The organism is Arthrobacter sp. B2I5, assembly GCF_030816735.1.
Lineage (GTDB): Bacteria > Actinomycetota > Actinomycetes > Actinomycetales > Micrococcaceae > Arthrobacter.
Genome location: NZ_JAUSYF010000001.1, coordinates 1,262,244 through 1,281,558 on the forward strand (window position 1 = coordinate 1,262,244; position 19,315 = coordinate 1,281,558).

The window sequence follows — 19,315 nt, forward strand, 5'->3', positions numbered from 1 at the left end:
CATACATTGAAGTATGGCTTCGTCTTTCACCGCAAATGTTTCAACCCTTTCGCTGGATCCGCTGGTGGAACCGGCCGCCGGCCTTACCCCTGATGAGGTGGAGCGTTACTCCCGGCACTTGGTCATTCCCGAGATCGGCGCCCTGGGCCAGCGGCGGCTCAAGAACGCCAGGGTCCTGGTGATCGGGGCCGGCGGCCTGGGCGCGCCGGCCTTGCTGTACCTGGCTGCGGCGGGCGTTGGCACCATTGGAATTGTTGACGACGACGTGGTGGACCTGAGCAACCTGCAGCGACAGGTGATCCACGGCGTCAGCGACGTGGGCCGGCCCAAGATCGAGTCTGCGCGCGATGCCATCGCGGAGCTGAATCCGCTGGTGGATGTCCGGCTGCACAACCTGCGCCTGGATTCGTCCAACGCCCTGGAGCTGTTCAACGGGTACGACCTCATTCTTGACGGCGCCGACAACTTTGCCACCCGGTACCTGGTGAACGACGCCGCCGCCATCCTGGGCAAGCCCTACGTATGGGGTTCCATCTTCCGGTTCGACGGCCAGGTCAGCGTGTTCTGGGAGAAACACGGCCCCACCTACCGCGACCTGTATCCGGAGGCTCCGCCTGCCGGTTCCGTGCCTTCCTGCGGCGAGGGCGGGGTGTTCGGCATGCTCTGTGCTGCCGTGGGATCGCTCATGGTGACCGAGGCAGTGAAGCTGATCACCGGCGTCGGACGTTCCCTGCTGGGCCGCGTGGCACTGTTTGACGCCCTGGGCGGGAGCTGGCGCGAGATCCGCGTGTCGAAGGATCCCGCGGCGGAACCCATCACGGAACTCACCGACTACGAGGCCTTCTGCGGCATCCCGCCTACAGCCGAGGCGGATACGGAACATACTGTTACCGCCACGCAGCTGGCCACCATGCTGGCGTCGAGGAATGCCGGGCTCAAGGACTTCGAACTGGTGGACGTCCGCGAGGCCGGGGAATACGACATCGTCCGAATCGACGGGGCCAAACTGATCCCGCAGGGACGGATCCTTGCCGGCGAGGCGTGGGACGAACTGCCACAGGACCGGGACATTGTGTTCCACTGCAAGGCCGGGACCCGGTCCGCGAACGTGCTGGCGGCGGCACGGCAGGCGGGCTACCAGCGGGTCAGCCACCTCGACGGCGGGATCCTGGCCTGGGTGCGCGACGTGGAACCCGATAAGCCTGTCTACTGACTGGTTGCTCTATCAGATATGGCTCCCAAACCGGTGGCGGATTCAAGTGGTGGTCGCAACACGTCCTATGCGGCTGATTCTTCCAGAATTTGCTGGAGGACTTGTGCGGGTGTCTTCCAGCCGAGGGTTTTGCGTAGGCGGCCGTTGAGTCCGGCGGCGGCGTAGTCGAGGTCTTCGGGCGTGACTTTGGTGAGGTCCATGCCTTTGGGGAAGTACTGGCGCAGGAGTCCGTTGGTGTTCTCATTCGTGCCGCGTTGCCAGGGTGAGTGGGGGTCGCAGAAGTAGACGTCCGCTCCGGTGGCGATCCTGACGCGTTCATGAATGCCGACCATCTCCGCGCCCTGGTCCCAGGTCAGGGACCGGCGCAGCTGAGCCGGCAGCGTAGGCAGGGTTTCCTCGATAGCGGCCAGTACCTGCTCGCCGGTGTGCCCGTTGGGCAGGTGCAGGAGCATCACGAAGCGGCTGCTGCGTTCCACGAGTGTTCCGATCGCCCCGGTGCCGGGGGTACCGATGATCAGATCGCCCTCCCAGTGTCCGGGAACAGCCCGGTCATCGGCCTCCGCGGGGCGTTCGCTGATCAGTAACTCTTTCGGGACCCGGGGCTTTCGGTTCCCGGCCCGCCGGTTCGGTTGGCGCACGGCCCGGCCCGTCCGCAGGGCAGCGGTGAGCTCGGCCTTCAGCCCGCCGCGGCCTTGGATATAGATGCACTGATAGATCGTCTCGGGGCTGATGCGCATGCTTTCATCATCGGGGAAATCGATCCGCAGCCGGGCGCTGATCTGTTCGGGGGATAACCGTTCCCGGGCCGTCAGCATCCCGGCAACGTAGAGTGCCAAGGCCTCGTTAACGGCCAGCTTCCGGGTCTTGGGCCTGCGTGCCAGCTTCTGCGCCCGATTCTGCGCCGAGGACGCCAGATAAGGGCGTTGGCCACCGTTGCGGATGTTGCGGCCCAGTTCCCTGCTGATCGACGAGGGGCTCCGGCCCAAACGCCGGCCGATCTCACGCACCCCACACCCGGCCGCCCGCCAGACCGCAATCAGCTCGCGTTCACGGAAGGACAAGTACCGCCGGCAGGCAGGCCTAATTGCAGGATTCACCCCACCATGCTGACGGACGATCACCCGGGCCGCTGACGGAGAAAGACCGGCAGCCTCCGCGGCCAACTCATCAGACGCTCCAGAAGACCTCGCCTCCCAGAAAACCCGAACCACCTCACGCAACACCTCAGGCCGACCAAAACCCATGACAACACCCCAATCACTCAGGTGTTGCAACGACCCCTTGAACCAGCCGGTGGTTTAGGAGCCATATCTGATAGAGCAAGCGGGTGTTTGCGGGTCAGGCGGTTTCGCGGCCCTGGTGGTCCACCGGGCATTCGGCCTCGACGGCGGCAGATGCGGCGGTGCCAGGCTGTTCGACGGTGATGCCGTAAAGGGCCTCCAGCGCGGCAACGTAATCGTCCTGCTGGCCGTTGGCGGCGAGTTCACGGGCGCGGACCGTGGGAACGTGCAGCAGCTGCTTGACCATGCGGCGGAGCGCGAACTCGACTTCCTCAGCGGCGGCCGTGCAGCCGTGGCGGGCGCGGACCTTTTCCATCTCCGCGTCCAGGACGTTCATGGTGTGGCGCCGCAGGGCAACGATGGCTGAATCGACGGACCGGGCTTCCCGCTCCTGCTCGAACGCCTTGGCAGCACCCTTCACGATGCCGCTGGCCTGGGCCAGGGATTCCGCCTGTTCCTGCGGCGCGGCAAGGCGCACTGACTCCAAGGTCAGCAGCTCCACGCCGTCCAGCTCCCCGACGGCGGGGTCGAAGTCGTGGGTGAGGGCAAGGTCGATGGCGATCAGGGGCTGCGGTGAACCTGCCCGCACCTCGGCCAGCTCATCGGCTTCCACCCGGGTGTCCGATCCGCTGCAGCCGATCATCACGTCGGCAGCTGCCACGGCGGACCGCAACGAATCCACGTCCAGGGCGGTGCCGCCGCGGGAGGCGACGAAACCTTCGGCCCGGCCGGAGGAGGAGTAAACGGAAATGTCCGTGCAGCCGCGTTCACGCAGCAGTGCCATGGTGGCCCCGGCGTAGGCGCCGGTTCCGAACAGCACAACCTTCTTGGCTGACCAGTCGGGGTTCTCGGAAAGATCGGTGGCCAGGTCCAGTGCCACGGAGACGATGGACAGGCCGCGGGAACCGAGGGCCGTCTGCGCGCCCACGTCCTTGGCGGTCTTGGAGGCGGCCTGGAAAAGCCGGATGAGTCCGGCGCTGGCGGTGCCGTCGTGCTGGGCGGTAATCAGCGCGCGCCGCACCTGCCCGGCAATTTCGCGTTCACCGACGACGGCGGAGTCAAGTCCCGCGCTGACGGCGAACAGGTGCTGGGTCACCTCGGGTCCGGTGCGCGTGCTGAAGGAACGCGAGACGAGGGGTTCGGCCAGCCCGCTGGCCTCGCTGATCCGGGCCACGAGTGCTGCGCGGGCCGCCTCAACATCGTTGGGGTTGGAGGCTTCGCCGTAAATCTCGTAGCGGTTGCAGGTGGCCAGGACCACTGCCCCTGCGACGGCGGGGGATTCGGTGAGGGCGGATGCGGCAATCCCGGAGGAACCGTTGCTCAACTGAGCAACGGTTTCAAGATCGATGTCGGCGTGTGTAGCCACCAATGAGAAAAGAACCACAGCAGACCAATCATAGCTTTTTCGTTGCCTGGTAGAACAACCACCGGAAAGGATAGTCGCCACAGCCCACGGTGATCTGCACCACCCTTCCTGCGCCGGCACTGTCAGCGACAGGTTGTCGTTATCTTTTGCTGCTCTTTTTGGGCACAATCAAAAGCATGACTCCTAGCCCTGCCGTCTCCGCTGCCGGCGCCCTCGCCGCAGACCATCCACTGATGGATGGCCGTACAGCGGATTCACCGCTGATCACGGCCTACCGCGGGGGCAAGCCGTCCCGCCGCCCCGTCTGGTTCATGCGGCAGGCAGGCCGGTCGCTGCCGGAATACCTCAAGGTGCGCGAGGGCATCGCCATGCTGGACTCCTGCCTCCGGCCTGAGCTGGCGTCCGAGATCACGCTCCAGCCCGTCCGCCGGCACGACGTGGACGCCGGCATCTTCTTCTCGGACATCGTGATCCCGCTGAAGCTTGCCGGGGTAGGTGTGGACATTGTCCCGGGCGTAGGTCCTGTCCTGGACAAGCCCGTGCGCACCGCGGCCGATGTTGCCGCCCTGCCCCAGCTCACCTGGGAAGCCCTCGAACCCATCCGCGAAGCAGTCCGCCTTACCGTGGCTGAACTGGGGAAGACGCCGCTGATCGGTTTCGCCGGCGCTCCGTTCACCCTGGCCGCCTACATGGTGGAGGGGAAACCCTCGCGCGACCACCTCGGCCCGCGGACCATGATGCATGCCGATCCGGAAACCTGGACCGCGCTGGCCAACTGGGCCGCCGACGCCTCCGGCATGTTCCTCCAGGCCCAGCTGGAGGCCGGTGCCTCCGCCGCCCAGCTCTTCGACTCCTGGGCCGGTTCGCTGGGACTGGCCGATTACACCAAATACGTCGCGCCGGCGTCGGCCCGTGCCCTGGACCATGTGCGCCACCTCGGGGCTCCGCTGATCCACTTCGGCACCGGTACCTCCGAACTCCTCGTGGCCATGCGCGACGTGGGCGTGGACGTGGTGGGCGTGGATTACCGGCTGCCGCTCGATGAGGCCAACCGGCGGCTGGGCGGAACCGTGCCGCTGCAGGGAAACATCGACCCCGCACTCCTGGCAGCCCCCTGGGAAATCCTTGAGGCCCACGTCCGTGAGGTCATCGCGGCCGGCTCCGCAGCGCCCGGCCACGTCCTGAACCTGGGACATGGAGTACCGCCCGAAACCGACCCGGACGTCCTGACCCGCGTGGTGGAGCTGATCCACTCCATCTCGCCGGAGTAACCAGTGGGCAGCTCAGCGGCGATGCCCCGAACGGCACTGGTAGTGGGCGGCGGGATCTCCGGGCTGCTGTCCGCCCGGGAACTCGCCGCCGCCGGGCACGAGGTGACCGTCCTGGAGGCCGGCACGGCGTGGGGCGGCTGCGTGGGCAGCCATACCGTTGCGGGGCTCACCCTGGACAGCGGTGCTGAGTCGTTCGCCACGCGGTCCGACGCCGTCGCCCGGCTCTGTGCCGAACTCGGCCTGGGCAGCAAGATTGTTCCTCCCCGTCCCGGCGGTGCATGGGTGCAGCTTCCGGACGGCCCCCGCGAACTGCCCAGGACCGGGGTACTGGGCATCCCTGCCAACCCCTGGGATCCTGAGGTCCGCCGCACCCTGGGCACCCTGGGTTCGCTGCGGGCTTCGCTGGACCGGCTGCTGCCCGCTTCCGTAGGAGCCGGCAAGGACGTCACCAGCGTCTCCGCCCTGGTGCGCGCCCGGATGGGTTCGCGGGTGCTGGAACGCCTGGTCTCGCCTGTGGTGGGCGGCGTCCATTCCGCGGATCCCGGCCTGCTCGACGTCGACATGGTGGCTCCCGGCCTGCGGGCCGGAATGCGCCAACACGGTTCGCTCGCTGCCGCCGTTTCAGCCCAGCGGCGGGGTGGAGCAAACAGGGCCGGTGCACCTGCCGCCGGTGCCAGCGCCGGGGCGGGGCAAGACCTCCAGGCAGACCACGCGGACAAACCTGCCAAGGCCGGCTCCGCCGTCGCGGGCCTGGAGGGCGGGATGCACATCCTCGTGGAGGCGCTGGTGGCGGATCTCCGCGGCCGGGGCGTGACCCTTCTGGCGGGCACCGCCGCGGCATCGGTGTCCCGCACCCCGGACGGCTGGCTGGTCGACGCCGCCGGGACAATCTTCCGCACCGCCCTGCTGGTCATGGCCGTGGACGGCCCGGCCGCCGTCGGACTGCTGGAAAATGCTGTCCCCCAGATCGCGGGCAAGAAGCCTGCGTCCGGACCCGACGTCAAGCTGGTCACGCTGGTCCTGGACAAGCCGGAGCTGGACCGGCGGCCCCGGGGAACAGGAATCCTGGTGGCCCCGCAAACGCCCGGCATCGAAGCAAAGGCACTGACCCATGCCACGGGCAAATGGGATTGGCTGGCGGTTGCTGCCGGCCCGGGACGCCACGTGGTGCGGCTGTCCTATGGCCGGGTGGACGGCGCTTCCGCCCGGCAACCGGCCGGGCCGGAAACCGATGGCGAGCTTTTCGCTGCCGCCCTGCGCGACGCTTCCGCCCTCCTGGGCGTCCAGATAACCCGGGACGAGGTACGGGGCTGGGACGTGGTGCGGTGGCGCGGATCCCTGCCATTCGCCGCCGTGGGGCACCAAGCGCGGGCAGCGGCGATCCGCCAGGCGTGCACTGCCGCCGGTGGTCTGGCGGTGGTGGGCGGCTGGGTGGCCGGAAACGGCCTGGCCGCCGTGGTTGCCGACACGCGTGAGCAAATCGGCCAATTGACGGACGCCTGAGCATCGCCGCTGGTCAGCGCGGCGCAGCTGGTTGGCGCCGGCGTTGAGCAGGGGCCGCGGGGCGCTTCCCGGTTTTCAATCGGGCAAGCGTTCTGGTTAGGGTCGATGACTATGGTTTCAAACAGGTCCGAGCTTTACATGTCCCGGACCGGTATCCATGGGGGACTCCGACGCGGCACTGCAGCCGCAGCCGTCGGAGTGGTACTGGTTCTTTCCACCGGCGTCCAGGCGTCCTTGGCCGACGACGCGGCCCCGCCCCAAGACTCCTTGGTGCAGGCGACAGCCTCGGCGTCCGGTGGTTCCGACGACGCACAGACCCCGCGTGGAAAGGCGCCCACCATCCCTGCGGTGCCGGGTGCATTGCTTCCGGCCGTGAAGGCCACGCTCTCCACAGGTTCGACGACGGCGCCGGCCACGGCGGCGGCTTCGGTTTCCGGCCTTGCCGTTCCCGCCGTCCCCACCGTCTCAGGGACGCCCCTGGCGCCCGGTGGACAGACCCCCGCCCCCACACCGTCAGGCACGGCCTCCAGTTCGGCCCCATCAGGTGCCACGCAGAAGCCGCGCTCCACGCAGCCGATCCCCACATCAGCCACCGCGGCCGGTGCGGCCCCCGCCGCGGGCGCACCCGCCGCAGGCACCCCCGCAGTCCCTCCTCTCCTGGGAACGGGAGCCGGCGAAGCCGCTGACCAGGCGGACGCACAGGCCGCCGGGCCAGGATCCGGCGGGACGGCAGGAACCCGGGATACTGACGGCTCAGGCGCTGCGGAATCCGGCGGTGAGGCCAGCGCCGCCGCGGCCCCGGCAGGGGCTGTGCCTTCTTCCGCCCTGCCCACCGCGTTGTCCATCAATGCACGGCAGTCCCAGCCCACCCGCATGCCGCAGGCTGCCGCTGCACCCGAAGGCCCCGGCCGGGCCGTTTCCTCCACCGGACCCCTGCCTGAGATGCCTGATGCCCTGGTGTGGCTGGGTGCAGGACTGATTGGCCTGGGGACCGCCGCAGGCCTCGTGTTCCTGCGCATGCGCCGCCCCTTCTGATGCGGCGGGGGATGGCTCAGGACTCCGCCAACGTGACATTGCTCACTTCTACGAGTTGTAGAACTCTTCGGTTTCGCCTTGGGGGCAGCGAAGGGGCAAACTTGTAACCATGAGCCACACTTCTGCCGAATCTGTCACTAAAACCGAAGAATCAGCCGAGCAGTTCTTTACCCTCTGGACGGTATTCAAGCGGTCAGAGCCCGTGGTCCGCAGTGCGAATGCCGCCGCCGACTTCGAAGCCCTGCTGGAGCGGCTCGCCGCAGCCGGCGTCACCCACCGGGGCAGCTACGACGTCTCGGCCATGCGCGCCGATGCCGATATCATGGTGTGGCTCCACGGCCCCAAGCCGGAGGCGCTGCAGCAGGCCATCCGCGACATCCGCCGCAGCCCCCTCTTCGCCGGCACCGAGATCGTCTGGTCCGCCATGGGCGTCCACCGCGAGGCAGAGTTCGCCAAGAACCACACCCCCGCCTACTCGCGGGGCGTCGCTCCGGCCGAGTGGCTCTGCGTCTACCCGTTCGTGCGCTCCTACGAGTGGTACATCCTGCCGGAGGCCGAGCGCGGCAAAATGCTCCGCGACCACGGCCTGCTGGGCAGGGATTTCCCCCAGGTCATCTCCAACACCGTCTCGTCCTTCGCGCTGGGGGACTGGGAATGGATCCTCGGCCTGGAGGCACCCGAACTGGTTGACCTTGTGGACCTCATGCGCCACCTGCGCGCCACGGAGGCACGCAACCACGTCCGTGAGGAAGTCCCCTTCTATACAGGACGCCGGATCACCGCCGAAGAAGTAGCAGAGGTGCTCGCATGAACCCGCTCGACCCCACACTTGCCACTGCCGTCAACCCGGTCACCGAAGCCGGACGCATGGCGCCCAGGAACTACGACGCCGTCCTGCTCGCCTCTTTCGGCGGCCCGGAGGGCCAGGAGGACGTCATCCCGTTCCTCCGCAACGTCACCCGCGGCCGGGGGATCCCGGATGAGCGGCTTGAGGAAGTCTCGCACCACTACCGCGCCAACGGCGGCATCAGCCCCATCAACCAGCAGAACCGCGAGCTGAAGGCAGCGCTGGAAGCCGAGCTGGCTGCCCGCGGCATCGAGCTGCCCGTGCTGTGGGGCAACCGGAACTGGGCACCGTACATCCCCCAGACCCTGCAGGAAGCGTACGACGCCGGCCACCGCCGGGTGCTGATGCTCACCACCAGTGCCTACTCCTGCTACTCCAGCTGCCGCCAGTACCGCGAGGACATCGGCATGGCGTTGACGGAGACCGGCCTGGACGGCCGGCTCGAAGTGGACAAGGTCCGCCAGTACTTCGACCACCCCGGTTTCGTTGAGCCGTTCGTCGAAGGAACTGCCGCCGGACTGGCCGATGTGCGCGCCAAGCTGGCAGACGCCGGAAGCCCGGACGCCCCCATCCACATCCTGTTCGCCACCCACTCCATTCCCACCCGGGACGCCGAGGCTGCAGGCCGGTCCGAGGGCGAGCCGCGTGCGTTCGAGGAAGGGTCCGCCTACGTGGCCCAGCACCTTGCCAACGCGGCAGCCGTCATGGAGCGGGTCAAGGATGAGTCCGGCCTGACGGCGCCGTGGTCCCTGGTCTACCAGTCCCGCTCGGGCGCCCCGCACGTGCCGTGGCTGGAGCCGGACATCAACGACGCCATCGAGGAACTGGCCGGGCAGGGTGTCAAGGGCATCGTCATCGTTCCCCTTGGCTTTGTCAGCGACCACATGGAAGTCGTCTGGGACCTGGACACTGAAGCCATGGAAACCTGCGCAAACCTCGGCCTTGCTGCAACGCGCGTCCCCACCCCGGGTACCCACCGGAAGTTCGTTAACGGCCTGGTGGACATCATCTGCGAGCGGACGGTGGCCAACAACATCAGCGAGCGGCCCGCCCTGACGGATCTTGGCCCCTGGTACGACGTCTGCCGCCCGGGCTGCTGCGCCAACTTCCGAGGCGAAAAGCCCACCATTGCAGGGGCCGACACCACGGTTGGCACCGGACACGACCCCTATCCGTCGGGGGATGCGGCCGAAACGGTCCAGCCGTGACCGTACGGATTGGCACCCGCGCCAGCAAGCTGGCGCTCACCCAGACCCAGCAGACCGCTGACCAGCTCGCCGCCGTGGGAGGTTTCCCGGTGGAGCTGGTACACATCCGGACGGATGGTGATGTCCTCACCGGGTCGCTCTCCCAGATGGGCGGAACGGGCGTCTTCGTCGCCGCCTTGCGCGATGCGCTGCTGCGCAATGAGTGCGACGTCGCCGTCCATTCGCTGAAGGACCTGCCCACCGGGGCGGCGGTAGGACTCAGTCTCGCCGCCACCCCGCGGCGGGTGGATGTCCGCGATGTCCTTTGCGCCCGGGACGGACTGAAGCTGGCCGACCTGCCGGCCGGAGCGCGCGTTGGCACCGGATCGCCGCGGCGCGCAGCACAGTTGCGTGCCGCCCGCACCGACCTGGACATCGTGGACATCCGCGGCAACGTGGACACCCGCCTGGGCCGCGTTCCCGGCCTGCCCGGCAACTCGACCGACCAGGTGGTGCCCGGAAAGTCATGCGACCTGGACGCCGTGGTGCTTGCAGCCGCCGGCCTTGAGCGCATTGGCCGGCTGGACGCCGTCAGCGAGTACCTTGAAACCGACGTCATGCTGCCCGCGGCCGGCCAAGGATCGCTGGCCATCGAGTGCCGCACTGCCGATGCGCCGCCAAAGCCCGGATCGGCCGAAGGCTCCCGCGAGGTCCTGGCCCAGGCCCTTGCGGCCCTGGACGATCCCGACACCCGCCTGGCCGTCACGGCGGAACGTGCGCTGCTGGCACGGCTTGAGGCAGGTTGCGCAGCCCCGGTGGGCGCCTACGCGTACCGCAAAGGCAGCATGCTGCACTTGGAAGCCGTGGTCTGCGCCGTCGATGGCACCGCCACGGTCCGGGACAAGCGGGCCACGGACGGGCTGACGGAAGTCGGCGCCACCCTGCTGGGCATCGAACTGGCCGAAGTACTGCTTGCTGCCGGGGCCGCCGACATCGCAGACCTGCAGGCGTCCTGACCTGGCGATGACGCAGCCTTCCCGCAGCTCCGGACCGCACACGCCACCCAGCCAACCCCTGCTGGCTGGAGCCCGGGTCCTGGTGACGCGCAGCCCGGAACGGTCCGGTGCCCTGATGGAAGCCCTGGGAGAAGCCGGTGCTTCGCCGGTGCTGCTGCCGCTCATCGACTTTGAACAGGCCGCTGACCAGCACGCGCTCGATGTTGCCTGCGACGCCCTGGCCGCGGGGGCCTTCGACTGGCTGGTGGTCAGCAGCGCAACCACGGTGCACGTCCTGATGGACAAGGCCGCCGAGCGCGGGCTTGGCCTGGCCCGGTTGGTCCCGTCAACTACGCGGGTTGCCGCGATCGGTCCCGCAACGCAAAGGCTCCTGGAGTCCGGGGGATTGGCGGTGGCCCTTGCCCCGGCCGGCGAACAGTCGGCCGCCGGCCTCCTCGAGGTCTGGCCCGGCGGCGGCAGGATCCTGCTGCCGCAGGCAGACATCGCCGCCGGCACCCTGGCGGAGGGCCTCACAGCCGCAGGGAGTACAGTCACCGCCGTTACTGCCTACCGCACCGTTGACTATCCGGCGGCAGCGGAGCGCAGGCTCGCCGTGCAGCCGGAAGACGGCGACGCCGGCCGGCAGCCGCCGTCGTACACCCTCCTGACACCCCAAACCGCCGCCGCGGACATCGCTGCAGGGCGCATGGCGGCCGTGATCGCTGCCTCTCCGAGCGCCGTGCGCAGGATTTCCGCCCTTGGTCCGCTGGCCGGCTGCAAGCTGGTGGTCATTGGCCGTTCGACGGCGGACCAGGCAGCTGCCCTTGGCCTGGACGTGGCCGCAGTGGCGGCCGAGCCCACGCCGGACGGGCTGGTGGCGGCGGTCGCGAAGGCCCTCAACCCACCCTGACCGGCCACCACGCCTCCGGCCCCAGAGAAGCTTCAAGAACAACGCGAAGGACAGGACCCATGACTTTCCCCAACCAACGCCCCCGCCGCCTGCGGACCACCCCCGCCATGCGCCGGCTCACCGTTGAAACCCGCCTTGCTCCGTCGGAACTCATCCTTCCGGCCTTTATTCGGGAGGGCCTGACCGAACCGAACCCCATCACCTCCATGCCGGGCGTAGTCCAGCACACCACGGATACGCTCAAGCGGGCCGCGGCGGAGGCTGTGGAGCTCGGCTTGGGCGGCATCATGCTCTTCGGCATCCCCGAAACCCGCGACGCCGAAGGCTCGGCATCGCTGGACCCGAAGGGCGTGCTGAACAAGGCCATCCGGGACGTCCGTGCCGAAGTGGGCGATGACCTGGTGATCATGAGCGATGTGTGCCTGGACGAATTCACCGACCACGGCCACTGCGGAGTGCTCGACGCCGACGGTTACGTGGACAACGACCGCACCGTGGAGATCTACGCGAGGATGGCGGTGGCGCAGGCGGAGGCCGGCGCGCACATGCTGGGCCCCTCCGGGATGATGGACGGCCAGATCGCCGCCATCCGCTCAGCACTGGATGAGGCCGGCCACACCAACACCTCCGTCATTGCCTACGCCGCGAAGTACGCCTCGGCGTTCTACGGCCCGTTCCGGGAAGCAGTGGACTCACAGCTCAAGGGCGACCGGCGGACCTACCAGATGGACGCCGGCAACCGCACCGAAGCACTTCGCGAGGTTGAACTGGACCTGGCTGAAGGCGCCGACATCATCATGGTCAAGCCGGCCATGAGCTACCTGGACATCGTGGCCGATGTCGCCGCGATGAGCCCCGTCCCCGTCTCCGCATACCAGATCTCCGGTGAATACGCGATGATCGAGGCTGCCGCCGCCAACGGCTGGATTGACCGCCGCGCCGCCATCACCGAATCCGTCCTGGGCATCCGGCGGGCCGGTGCCCACATGGTCCTCACGTACTGGGCCGCGGAACTGGCCGGTTGGCTGAAGGAAGCCCGGTGACCGCGGGGCATGGCCCGGAACCTGCCGCGCCCGTGGGGGAGGACCGAATCCTCCTCGGCCTGAACACCTTCGGCGATGTAGGCGAGAACCCGGACGGCAGCCAGCAGCCGCACGCCCAGGTCCTGCGCCAGCTGCTGGAGCAGGCGGAACTTGCCGACGCCGTCGGACTCCACGCCTTTGGCGTGGGGGAGCACCACCGCAAGGACTATGCCGTGTCCGCGCCGGAGGTCTTCCTGGCCGCCGCGGCGGCCCGCACCACCCGCATCAGGCTGGGCTCCGCCGTAACGGTGCTGAGCTCGGACGATCCCATCCGTGTCTTCCAGCGCTTTTCCACCGTGGACGCCATCTCCAACGGCCGGGCCGAGGTGATGCTGGGGCGTGGGTCGTTCGTGGAGTCCTTCCCGCTGTTCGGGCTGGACCTGGCGGACTATGAGGTCCTGTTCGAAGAGAAGCTCGAGCTGTTCGACAAGGTCCGGGCACAAAAGCCCGTGCACTGGGAGGGCCGCACCAGGCCTGCCCTGCATGGCCTGAGCGTCTATCCGCCCCTGGAACACCACCTGCTGCCCACCTGGATCGGGGTGGGGGGAACACCCGAATCGGTGCTCCGCTGCGCCCAGTACGGCTATCCCATCATCTTCGCCATCATCGGCGGCCAGCCCCGCGGCTTCCGGCCCCTCGCCGACCTCTACCGGGAAGCGATGGCAAAGTACGGGCACCCCATGCAGCAGATGGCCACGCACTCGCCGGGCCACGTGGCTGACACCGATGAACAGGCCCGCGAAGAGCTGTTCCCGCACTGGCTGAAGCTGCGCAACAAGCTCGGCGCCGAGCGCGGATGGGGACCGGCCGGGCGCGGGGAGTTTGATGCCCTGTGTTCGGCGGAAGGTGCCCTGTACGTCGGATCGCCGGAAACAGTGGCACAAAAGATCGTCCGGCTGAAGCGGAACCTGGGTGTTGACCGCTTTGACCTCAAATACAGCAACGGGCCGCTGCCGCACGCGGCCATGATGCGCTCGATTGAACTGATGGGCACCCAGGTGGCGCCCAGGGTTGCAGAGCTGCTCGCCGGCTGACTGCGCTTCCGGCCAACTCTGCTTCCGGCTAACTGAGAGAATAGAAACCATGACTTCCAGCAATCCTCGCAATGAGGCACTCTTCGACCGCGCCCGCCAGCTCATGCCGGGCGGAGTCAATTCGCCTGTCCGGGCCTTCGGGTCCGTTGGCGGAACGCCGCGCTTCATGGTCTCCGCCAAGGGACCATACCTGACCGATGCCGACGGCAAGGAATACGTGGACCTGGTCTGCTCGTGGGGTCCGGCCCTGCTGGGGCACGCCCACCCGGCCGTGCTCGATGCCGTCCATGCCGCCGTCGACCGGGGACTCTCCTTCGGTGCGTCCACCCCCGACGAAGCGAACCTGGCCGAAATCGTGAAGGAGCGCGTCCCCGCCGTCGAACGGCTCCGGATGGTATCCACCGGCACCGAAGCCACCATGACGGCGGTCCGGCTGGCCCGCGGGTTCACCGGCCGCAACCTCATCATCAAGTTCGCCGGCTGCTACCACGGCCACCTCGACGGACTCCTGGCCGCCGCAGGATCCGGCGTGGCAACCCTCGCCCTGCCCGGTTCCGCCGGTGTCACGGAAGCGACCGCCGCCGAAACCCTGGTGCTGCCCTACAACGACCTCCAGGCCGTCAAGGAAGCATTTGCCACGCACGGGCCCAACATTGCGGCCGTGATCACCGAAGCCGCGCCGGCCAACATGGGCGTGGTCACCCCCGCCGAAGGGTTCAACGCAGGGCTGTCGCGGATCACCCGCGAGCACGGCGCGCTGCTCATCGTTGATGAGGTCCTCACCGGCTTCCGCACCGGCTACTCCGGCTACTGGGGCCTCACCGGCGGCGCGCCGGACGCCCAGGATCCGTGGACCCCTGACCTGCTCACCTTCGGCAAGGTCATCGGCGGCGGAATGCCGACGGCGGCACTTGGCGGACGTGCCGACGTCATGGACCACCTCGCCCCCACCGGCCCGGTCTACCAGGCCGGAACGCTGTCCGGGAACCCGGTGGCCATGGCGGCAGGCGTTGCCACCCTGACCCACGCCACCCGCGACGTCTACTCGTTCATCGACGTCCGGTCCCTGGAACTGTCCTCGGCGCTGTCCACTGCCCTGGATGCCGCGGGGGTGGACCACTCCATCCAGTTCGCCGGCAACCTGTTCTCAGTGGCGTTCGCCACGTCGGCCCACGGCGTCCACAACTACGCCGACGCCCAGGCGCAGGAGGCGTTCCGCTACGCACCGTTCTTCCACTCAATGCTGGAGTCCGGTGTGTACCTGCCGCCGTCGGTCTTCGAGGCCTGGTTCCTCTCCGCCGCGCACGATGACGACGCAATGAACCGGATCTACGACGCCCTTCCGGCGGCAGCCAAGGCCGCCGCCGCTGCCCAAGGGTAGGCACTAAGGCGGGTCACGCCGTCGGGCCCCTGCCGCCGTCGTTCTTAACGCAAAAATCCCCGCCTTCCGGACCAATCCCCCCTGCATGCAAGGGGGAAAAGTCCGGGAGGCGGGGATTTTTTTGTCTGTGCCTGCCCGTGGGGCCTAGAGGACGTCCGAGAGGAATCCCTGGAGCCGCTCAGTCTTCGGCTCGGTGAAGATCTGTTCCGGGGGGCCGGATTCAACCACCACTCCGGCGTCCATGAAGGTCACGGTGTCCGACACATTGCGCGAGAAGCCCATCTCGTGGGTTACCACCACCATGGTCATACCGCCCTTCGCCAGGTCCGCCATCAGGGACAGGACACCCTTCACCAGTTCGGGATCCAGCGCGGACGTGGCCTCATCGAAGAACATGACCTCCGGCTTCATGGCCAGTGCACGGGCAATCGCCACGCGCTGCTGCTGGCCGCCGGACAGGTTTGCCGGACGGGAGTCCGCCTTGTGCTTCAGCCCTACCAGATCCAGCTGTTCCAGGGCCTGGCTGCGTGCCTCCTCCTTGGAGAGCTTGCGCAGCTTCCGCAGGGCGAGCGAGATGTTCTCCTCCACCGTCTTGTGCGGGAACAGGTTGAACTGCTGGAACACCATGCCGATCCGGCGCCGGAGTTCGTCCGGGTTGTCCTTCAGGACCGAACGGCCATCCAGGAGGATGTCCCCCTGGTCCGGTTCGATCAGCCGGTTCATCACGCGCAGCAGCGTGGACTTGCCTGAGCCGGAAGGGCCGATCACGGAGGCCGTGGTGCCCTGCGGGACGTGCAGGTCGATGCCCCGCAGCACGTGGTTGCTGCCGAAGGAAAGGTGGATGTTCTTTGCGCTCAGTGTTCCCGATGCGAATTCACTCATGCCTGGGCTCCCTTTCCAACGACTGCTGCAGCCTCGTCGGGTTCCTTCTTTTCCGGCCGGCCAGTGCGCAGCCGGGCATCGATCCAGTTCACGAAGTGGGTCAGCGGGATGGTGAGCGCAAGGTAGAAGACGGCTGCCGCCACGTAGGGCGACAGGTTGCCGGTAGTGGCCGCCGCATCCTTGCCGATCTGGAAGATCTCACGCTCACTTGCCAGCAGGCCCAGAAGGAACACCAGGGACGACTCCTTGATCAGCGCAATGAACTGGTTGACCAGGGCCGGAAGCACCCGGCGGATACCCTGGGGCACCACTACGAGGCGCATGGAGGCGCCGTAGCCGAACCCCAGGGCACGGGAAGCCTCGAGTTGTCCCTTGTCCACGCTCTGGATGCCGGAGCGGAAGATCTCGCCGATGTAGGCGCCGGACATCAGCGAGAGCGCCGCCACCGCCATCGGGTAGGGGCTCGTGGACCCGGTGAATTCACGAACGATCGGCCCGAACCCGAATCCGATGACCAGGATGGTCAGGACCGGGGGAAGACCGCGAAGGATGTCCGTGTAAACCCGTGCGATCCAGCGCGCTGCTGCGTTCCGGGAGATCCCCATCAGGGCGAGCAGCATCCCGAGGGCTGTCCCGATAATGCCGGAAATGATGGCCAGCACGAGGGTGTTCGGCAAACCGACGGCGAACATCTTGGGGATGACTTCGCCCATTGCCTTCCAGTCAAGGAAGGTGTCAGCGAGTTGCTTGAGGATATCCATGGAACGCCCTGGTTACTTGGCGGCCGGGATCTGGACTGCCTTGCTGCCCGGCTTCCAGCCCTGGGGGGTCTGTTCAGCGGCGGTGGGGCGGTCCTTGTACCACTCGGACGTCAGCTTGGCCCAGGTACCGTCCGCGATGACCGCGTCCAGGCCGGAGTTCAGCGCGTCGATCAGGGGCTGGTTGTCCTTGTTCACTGCGTAGGCGGTGAAGTTTTGGGTGTTCACAACCTTCTCGGCGATCTTGGTGTTGTCGCCTTCCTTGACCTGGCCGGTAGCCTGCTGGGACGGTGCCACCCAAGCGTCAATCTGGCCGTTCTTCACGTTGCCGTAAACGGTGTTGTAGTCCGGGAAGCGGACGGGCTCCAGCTTAAGGGTGTTGGTGACGTAGTCATCCTGCACGGTGCCCTGGACGACGCCGATCCGGACGCCTTCCTTGAGGTCGGCGAAGCCGTTGACCTTGGAGCCGTTCTTGGTCACCACTGCCATGTAGCCGAAGTCGTAGCCGTTGGTGAAGCCCACCGTCTTGCGGCGTGCGTCGGTAGTGGAGATCGAGGAGGATCCGACGTCGAACTGCTTGTTGGCAACCTGGGAAAGCAGGGCCGAGAAGTCGGTGGAGGCAAACTCAACCTTGAGGCCGAGCTTGTCGCCGATGGCGCGCAGCAGTTCGTTGTCGTAGCCGGTGAACTTGCCCGAAGGGTCGATGAAGATGTTGGGCGGGGCGTCCGAGAGGGTTCCCACGCGCAGGGTGCCCTCGGTGATGAGGCCAAGCTTGGTCTTGTCGATCTTGTCCACGGGGGTGACGTCAGCCGTGGTGTATTTGTCCAGCGTCTGCTGGTCGCTGCCGGCGAGGGCATCGGTGGGGGTGCCGCTGGGCTGGGAAGACCCGCCACCGCAGGCTGCGAGCGAAACCGCGAGGGCAAGTGCAACGGGAGCGGTAGTGAGCCACTTCATCGCTTTGATTTTCATCAGGTTGTCACTTTCATATGAGTCATAAGTCGACCGGGCCGCAAGGCAGCGCTGTGGCGCCTGGCACCTGCCCGGTGCTGATCGAGCCGTCCGGGGCAGGGGTGACCGCAAAACTTTATTGTCTCATTAGGGCGGACAGCAGGAACTGTCCGAAGAAGAGGGAGCTTTGCTGCGTCAGCGCCAAATAAAATTCTGGTGTCCGGCGATGCTTCCGTTCGCCTTGCGCGTTCTTTCCCTCTTCTGATGAATGATCAGGCTGCGTGTTCCCCTAGGAATGTTAAGCAAGGTGACTGTGACATGCCTCGCAATCCGGAGCAGCGCGGGTGTTTGAGGAGTAGTGGGATGTGCCTAGAAGCCGCCTGCCGTGGCATCCTGGGGCGGCAGCACCGGCCAGTCTCCCTCGATCACGGCCGCCGGTTTTGTTTTCCGGAGGTACCCCTGGAAGTCCGCGGCCTGGCTGACCGCCCAATCCACCTGCAGTTGGTGCAGCTGGCTGGCTGGCATCACCAGCTTAGGGAACTTTCCCGCCATTGCGTCCAGGACACGAAGGGTGGCCAGGGCGTCCGCCGCCGAGGTGTGGGCGTTGTCAAGGATCACGCCGTATTCCTCACACAATGCGGTGAGGGTGCGCTTGCCCTTGCGGTACCGGTCAACCTGCTTGTTCATGATGTAGGGGTCCAGAACGGGGAACCGGGTGAGCTGGGGAATTCCGTAACGGGCGGACTCGGCGGCGAGGACCGTGAAATCGTAGCTTGCGTTGAAGGCGATTACCGGGGTGGCGGAATCGAAGAGCTCCTGGAGTACGGCAGCCACTTCGCGGGTGACCTCGTGGGCCGGCCGCCCGTCCCGCCTGGCCTGTTCCGTGGTGATGCCATGGACGTCACTTGCCTCGATGGGGATTTCCACGCCGGGATCAGCCAGCCATTCGTGCTCCTTGATGACTTCACCGTGATGGTCCACCACGGTGATGGATGCCGTGACGATCCTTGCCGCCCGCGAATTGCGGCCGGTGGTCTCCAGGTCGAAGGCTGCACGGGGGAGGGCGTTCCAGGAACTCATGCTTCAACGCTAAAGGGACGCACCGACAATTCCGTGGAACGCCACTGCGGCTAGATTGGATCAATGCGGAATGAGTACGTCCAAGCGGTCCTGGCCGTCGTCAGGCTGGTGCCGCCGGGGTCCGCAGTTTCCTACGGCGACGTTGCCGAGCTCCTGGGGTCGGGCGGCCCGCGCCAGATCGGTTATGTCATGAGCCACCACGGGGGAGGCGTTCCCTGGTGGCGGATCCTGAAGGCCAGCGGCCATGCGCCTGAGGGCCACGAAGCCGAGGCCCTGCTCCTCTACCTTGAAGAGGGCACGCCGCTCCTTGGCGCTTTCAGTGCGTACCTCCGGACCGGGGAGGGACGGTGGCGGGTGGACCTGAATACCGCCCGCTGGGCACCAACGGACAGTGATTTTGACAGTATCGACACAATTGCCGAGCAGCTGGAGCGCAGCCTCCATAGATTGTCGGTGGCTGATGATGGAATGATTTTGTGACCGTAACAATTCCTTTGACCGGCCCCTGGGACCCGCACCGGGAAGAACCGGGGACAGGCGAAA

18 protein-coding genes are annotated in these 19,315 nt (G+C 67.1%); 12 read left to right on the forward strand and 6 right to left on the reverse strand.

All coding sequences use genetic code 11. The annotated features are described in order from the left end of the window. The first annotated feature begins 13 nt into the window (after positions 1-13). On the forward strand, positions 14-1,213 hold the full coding sequence (moeB, locus tag QFZ60_RS06085; RefSeq protein ID WP_307089024.1) for a molybdopterin-synthase adenylyltransferase MoeB: 1,200 nt from the start codon (positions 14-16) through the stop codon (positions 1,211-1,213). A 65-nt stretch (positions 1,214-1,278) separates the two neighbouring features. On the opposite strand, the gene QFZ60_RS06090 is transcribed toward moeB, so the two are convergent. Beyond that, on the reverse strand, positions 1,279-2,457 hold the full coding sequence (locus QFZ60_RS06090) for an IS30 family transposase (RefSeq protein WP_307087179.1): 1,179 nt from the start codon (positions 2,455-2,457) through the stop codon (positions 1,279-1,281). A gap of 94 nt (positions 2,458-2,551) precedes the next feature. Continuing rightward, complete coding sequence (locus QFZ60_RS06095) at positions 2,552-3,877, reverse strand: glutamyl-tRNA reductase (RefSeq protein WP_307089026.1); 1,326 nt, start codon at positions 3,875-3,877, stop codon at positions 2,552-2,554. Positions 3,878-4,035: 158 nt separating this feature from the next. On the opposite strand from QFZ60_RS06095, the gene hemE reads away from it, so the two are divergent. From hemE to hemL, 10 genes are all read left to right on the forward strand, one after another. Further along, a complete protein-coding gene (gene hemE, locus QFZ60_RS06100; protein ID WP_307089027.1) occupies positions 4,036-5,130 on the forward strand; it encodes a uroporphyrinogen decarboxylase in 1,095 nt (364 codons plus the stop codon). Between the two features lie 3 nt (positions 5,131-5,133). Then, on the forward strand, positions 5,134-6,633 hold the full coding sequence (gene hemG, locus QFZ60_RS06105) for a protoporphyrinogen oxidase (protein WP_307089029.1): 1,500 nt from the start codon (positions 5,134-5,136) through the stop codon (positions 6,631-6,633). Positions 6,634-6,738: 105 nt separating this feature from the next. Further along, the gene (locus tag QFZ60_RS06110) at positions 6,739-7,668 is read left to right on the forward strand and encodes a hypothetical protein (protein ID WP_307089031.1); all 930 of its coding nucleotides are present in this window, start codon (positions 6,739-6,741) and stop codon (positions 7,666-7,668) included. Positions 7,669-7,777: 109 nt separating this feature from the next. After that, on the forward strand, positions 7,778-8,479 hold the full coding sequence (gene hemQ, locus QFZ60_RS06115; protein ID WP_307089033.1) for a hydrogen peroxide-dependent heme synthase: 702 nt from the start codon (positions 7,778-7,780) through the stop codon (positions 8,477-8,479). Further along, positions 8,476-9,723 (forward strand): ferrochelatase, encoded by a 1,248-nt coding sequence (locus QFZ60_RS06120; RefSeq protein WP_307089034.1) that lies wholly within the window; start codon positions 8,476-8,478, stop codon positions 9,721-9,723. Before hemQ ends, QFZ60_RS06120 begins: the two co-directional genes overlap by 4 nt. After that, positions 9,720-10,718, forward strand: coding sequence for a hydroxymethylbilane synthase (gene hemC, locus QFZ60_RS06125; protein WP_307089036.1), 999 nt, complete (start codon positions 9,720-9,722; stop codon positions 10,716-10,718). The genes QFZ60_RS06120 and hemC overlap by 4 nt, the downstream gene beginning before the upstream one ends. Before the next feature lie 7 nt (positions 10,719-10,725). After that, positions 10,726-11,607 (forward strand): uroporphyrinogen-III synthase, encoded by an 882-nt coding sequence (locus QFZ60_RS06130; RefSeq protein WP_307089038.1) that lies wholly within the window; start codon positions 10,726-10,728, stop codon positions 11,605-11,607. 59 nt (positions 11,608-11,666) lie between these two features. Then, positions 11,667-12,650 (forward strand): porphobilinogen synthase, encoded by a 984-nt coding sequence (gene hemB, locus QFZ60_RS06135; RefSeq protein ID WP_307089040.1) that lies wholly within the window; start codon positions 11,667-11,669, stop codon positions 12,648-12,650. Continuing rightward, positions 12,647-13,723, forward strand: a complete 1,077-nt coding sequence (locus QFZ60_RS06140; protein WP_307089042.1) for an LLM class flavin-dependent oxidoreductase — start codon at positions 12,647-12,649, stop codon at positions 13,721-13,723. The genes hemB and QFZ60_RS06140 overlap by 4 nt, the downstream gene beginning before the upstream one ends. A gap of 49 nt (positions 13,724-13,772) precedes the next feature. Next, entirely contained in the window at positions 13,773-15,104 is a 1,332-nt protein-coding gene (gene hemL / locus QFZ60_RS06145) for a glutamate-1-semialdehyde 2,1-aminomutase (RefSeq protein WP_307089044.1), read from the forward strand. A 144-nt stretch (positions 15,105-15,248) separates the two neighbouring features. Here hemL and QFZ60_RS06150 read toward each other — a convergent pair whose 3' ends face one another. The 4 genes from QFZ60_RS06150 to QFZ60_RS06165 all read right to left on the reverse strand — a co-directional run bounded on the left by QFZ60_RS06150 (position 15,249) and on the right by QFZ60_RS06165 (position 18,772). After that, entirely contained in the window at positions 15,249-15,986 is a 738-nt protein-coding gene (locus QFZ60_RS06150) for an amino acid ABC transporter ATP-binding protein (RefSeq protein ID WP_142117050.1), read from the reverse strand. Then, a complete protein-coding gene (locus QFZ60_RS06155; protein WP_056334717.1) occupies positions 15,983-16,747 on the reverse strand; it encodes an amino acid ABC transporter permease in 765 nt (254 codons plus the stop codon). The genes QFZ60_RS06150 and QFZ60_RS06155 overlap by 4 nt, the downstream gene beginning before the upstream one ends. 12 nt (positions 16,748-16,759) lie before the next feature. Continuing rightward, positions 16,760-17,713, reverse strand: a complete 954-nt coding sequence (locus QFZ60_RS06160; protein WP_056334719.1) for an ABC transporter substrate-binding protein — start codon at positions 17,711-17,713, stop codon at positions 16,760-16,762. 348 nt (positions 17,714-18,061) lie between these two features. Then, positions 18,062-18,772 carry a 3'-5' exonuclease gene (locus QFZ60_RS06165; protein ID WP_307089047.1) on the reverse strand — a complete coding sequence of 237 codons (711 nt, stop codon included), beginning with the start codon at positions 18,770-18,772 and terminating at the stop codon, positions 18,062-18,064. 63 nt (positions 18,773-18,835) lie between these two features. Between QFZ60_RS06165 and QFZ60_RS06170 the strand changes: the two genes are divergently transcribed. After that, on the forward strand, positions 18,836-19,252 hold the full coding sequence (locus QFZ60_RS06170; RefSeq protein WP_142117048.1) for an MGMT family protein: 417 nt from the start codon (positions 18,836-18,838) through the stop codon (positions 19,250-19,252). The last annotated feature ends 63 nt before the right edge of the window (positions 19,253-19,315 follow it).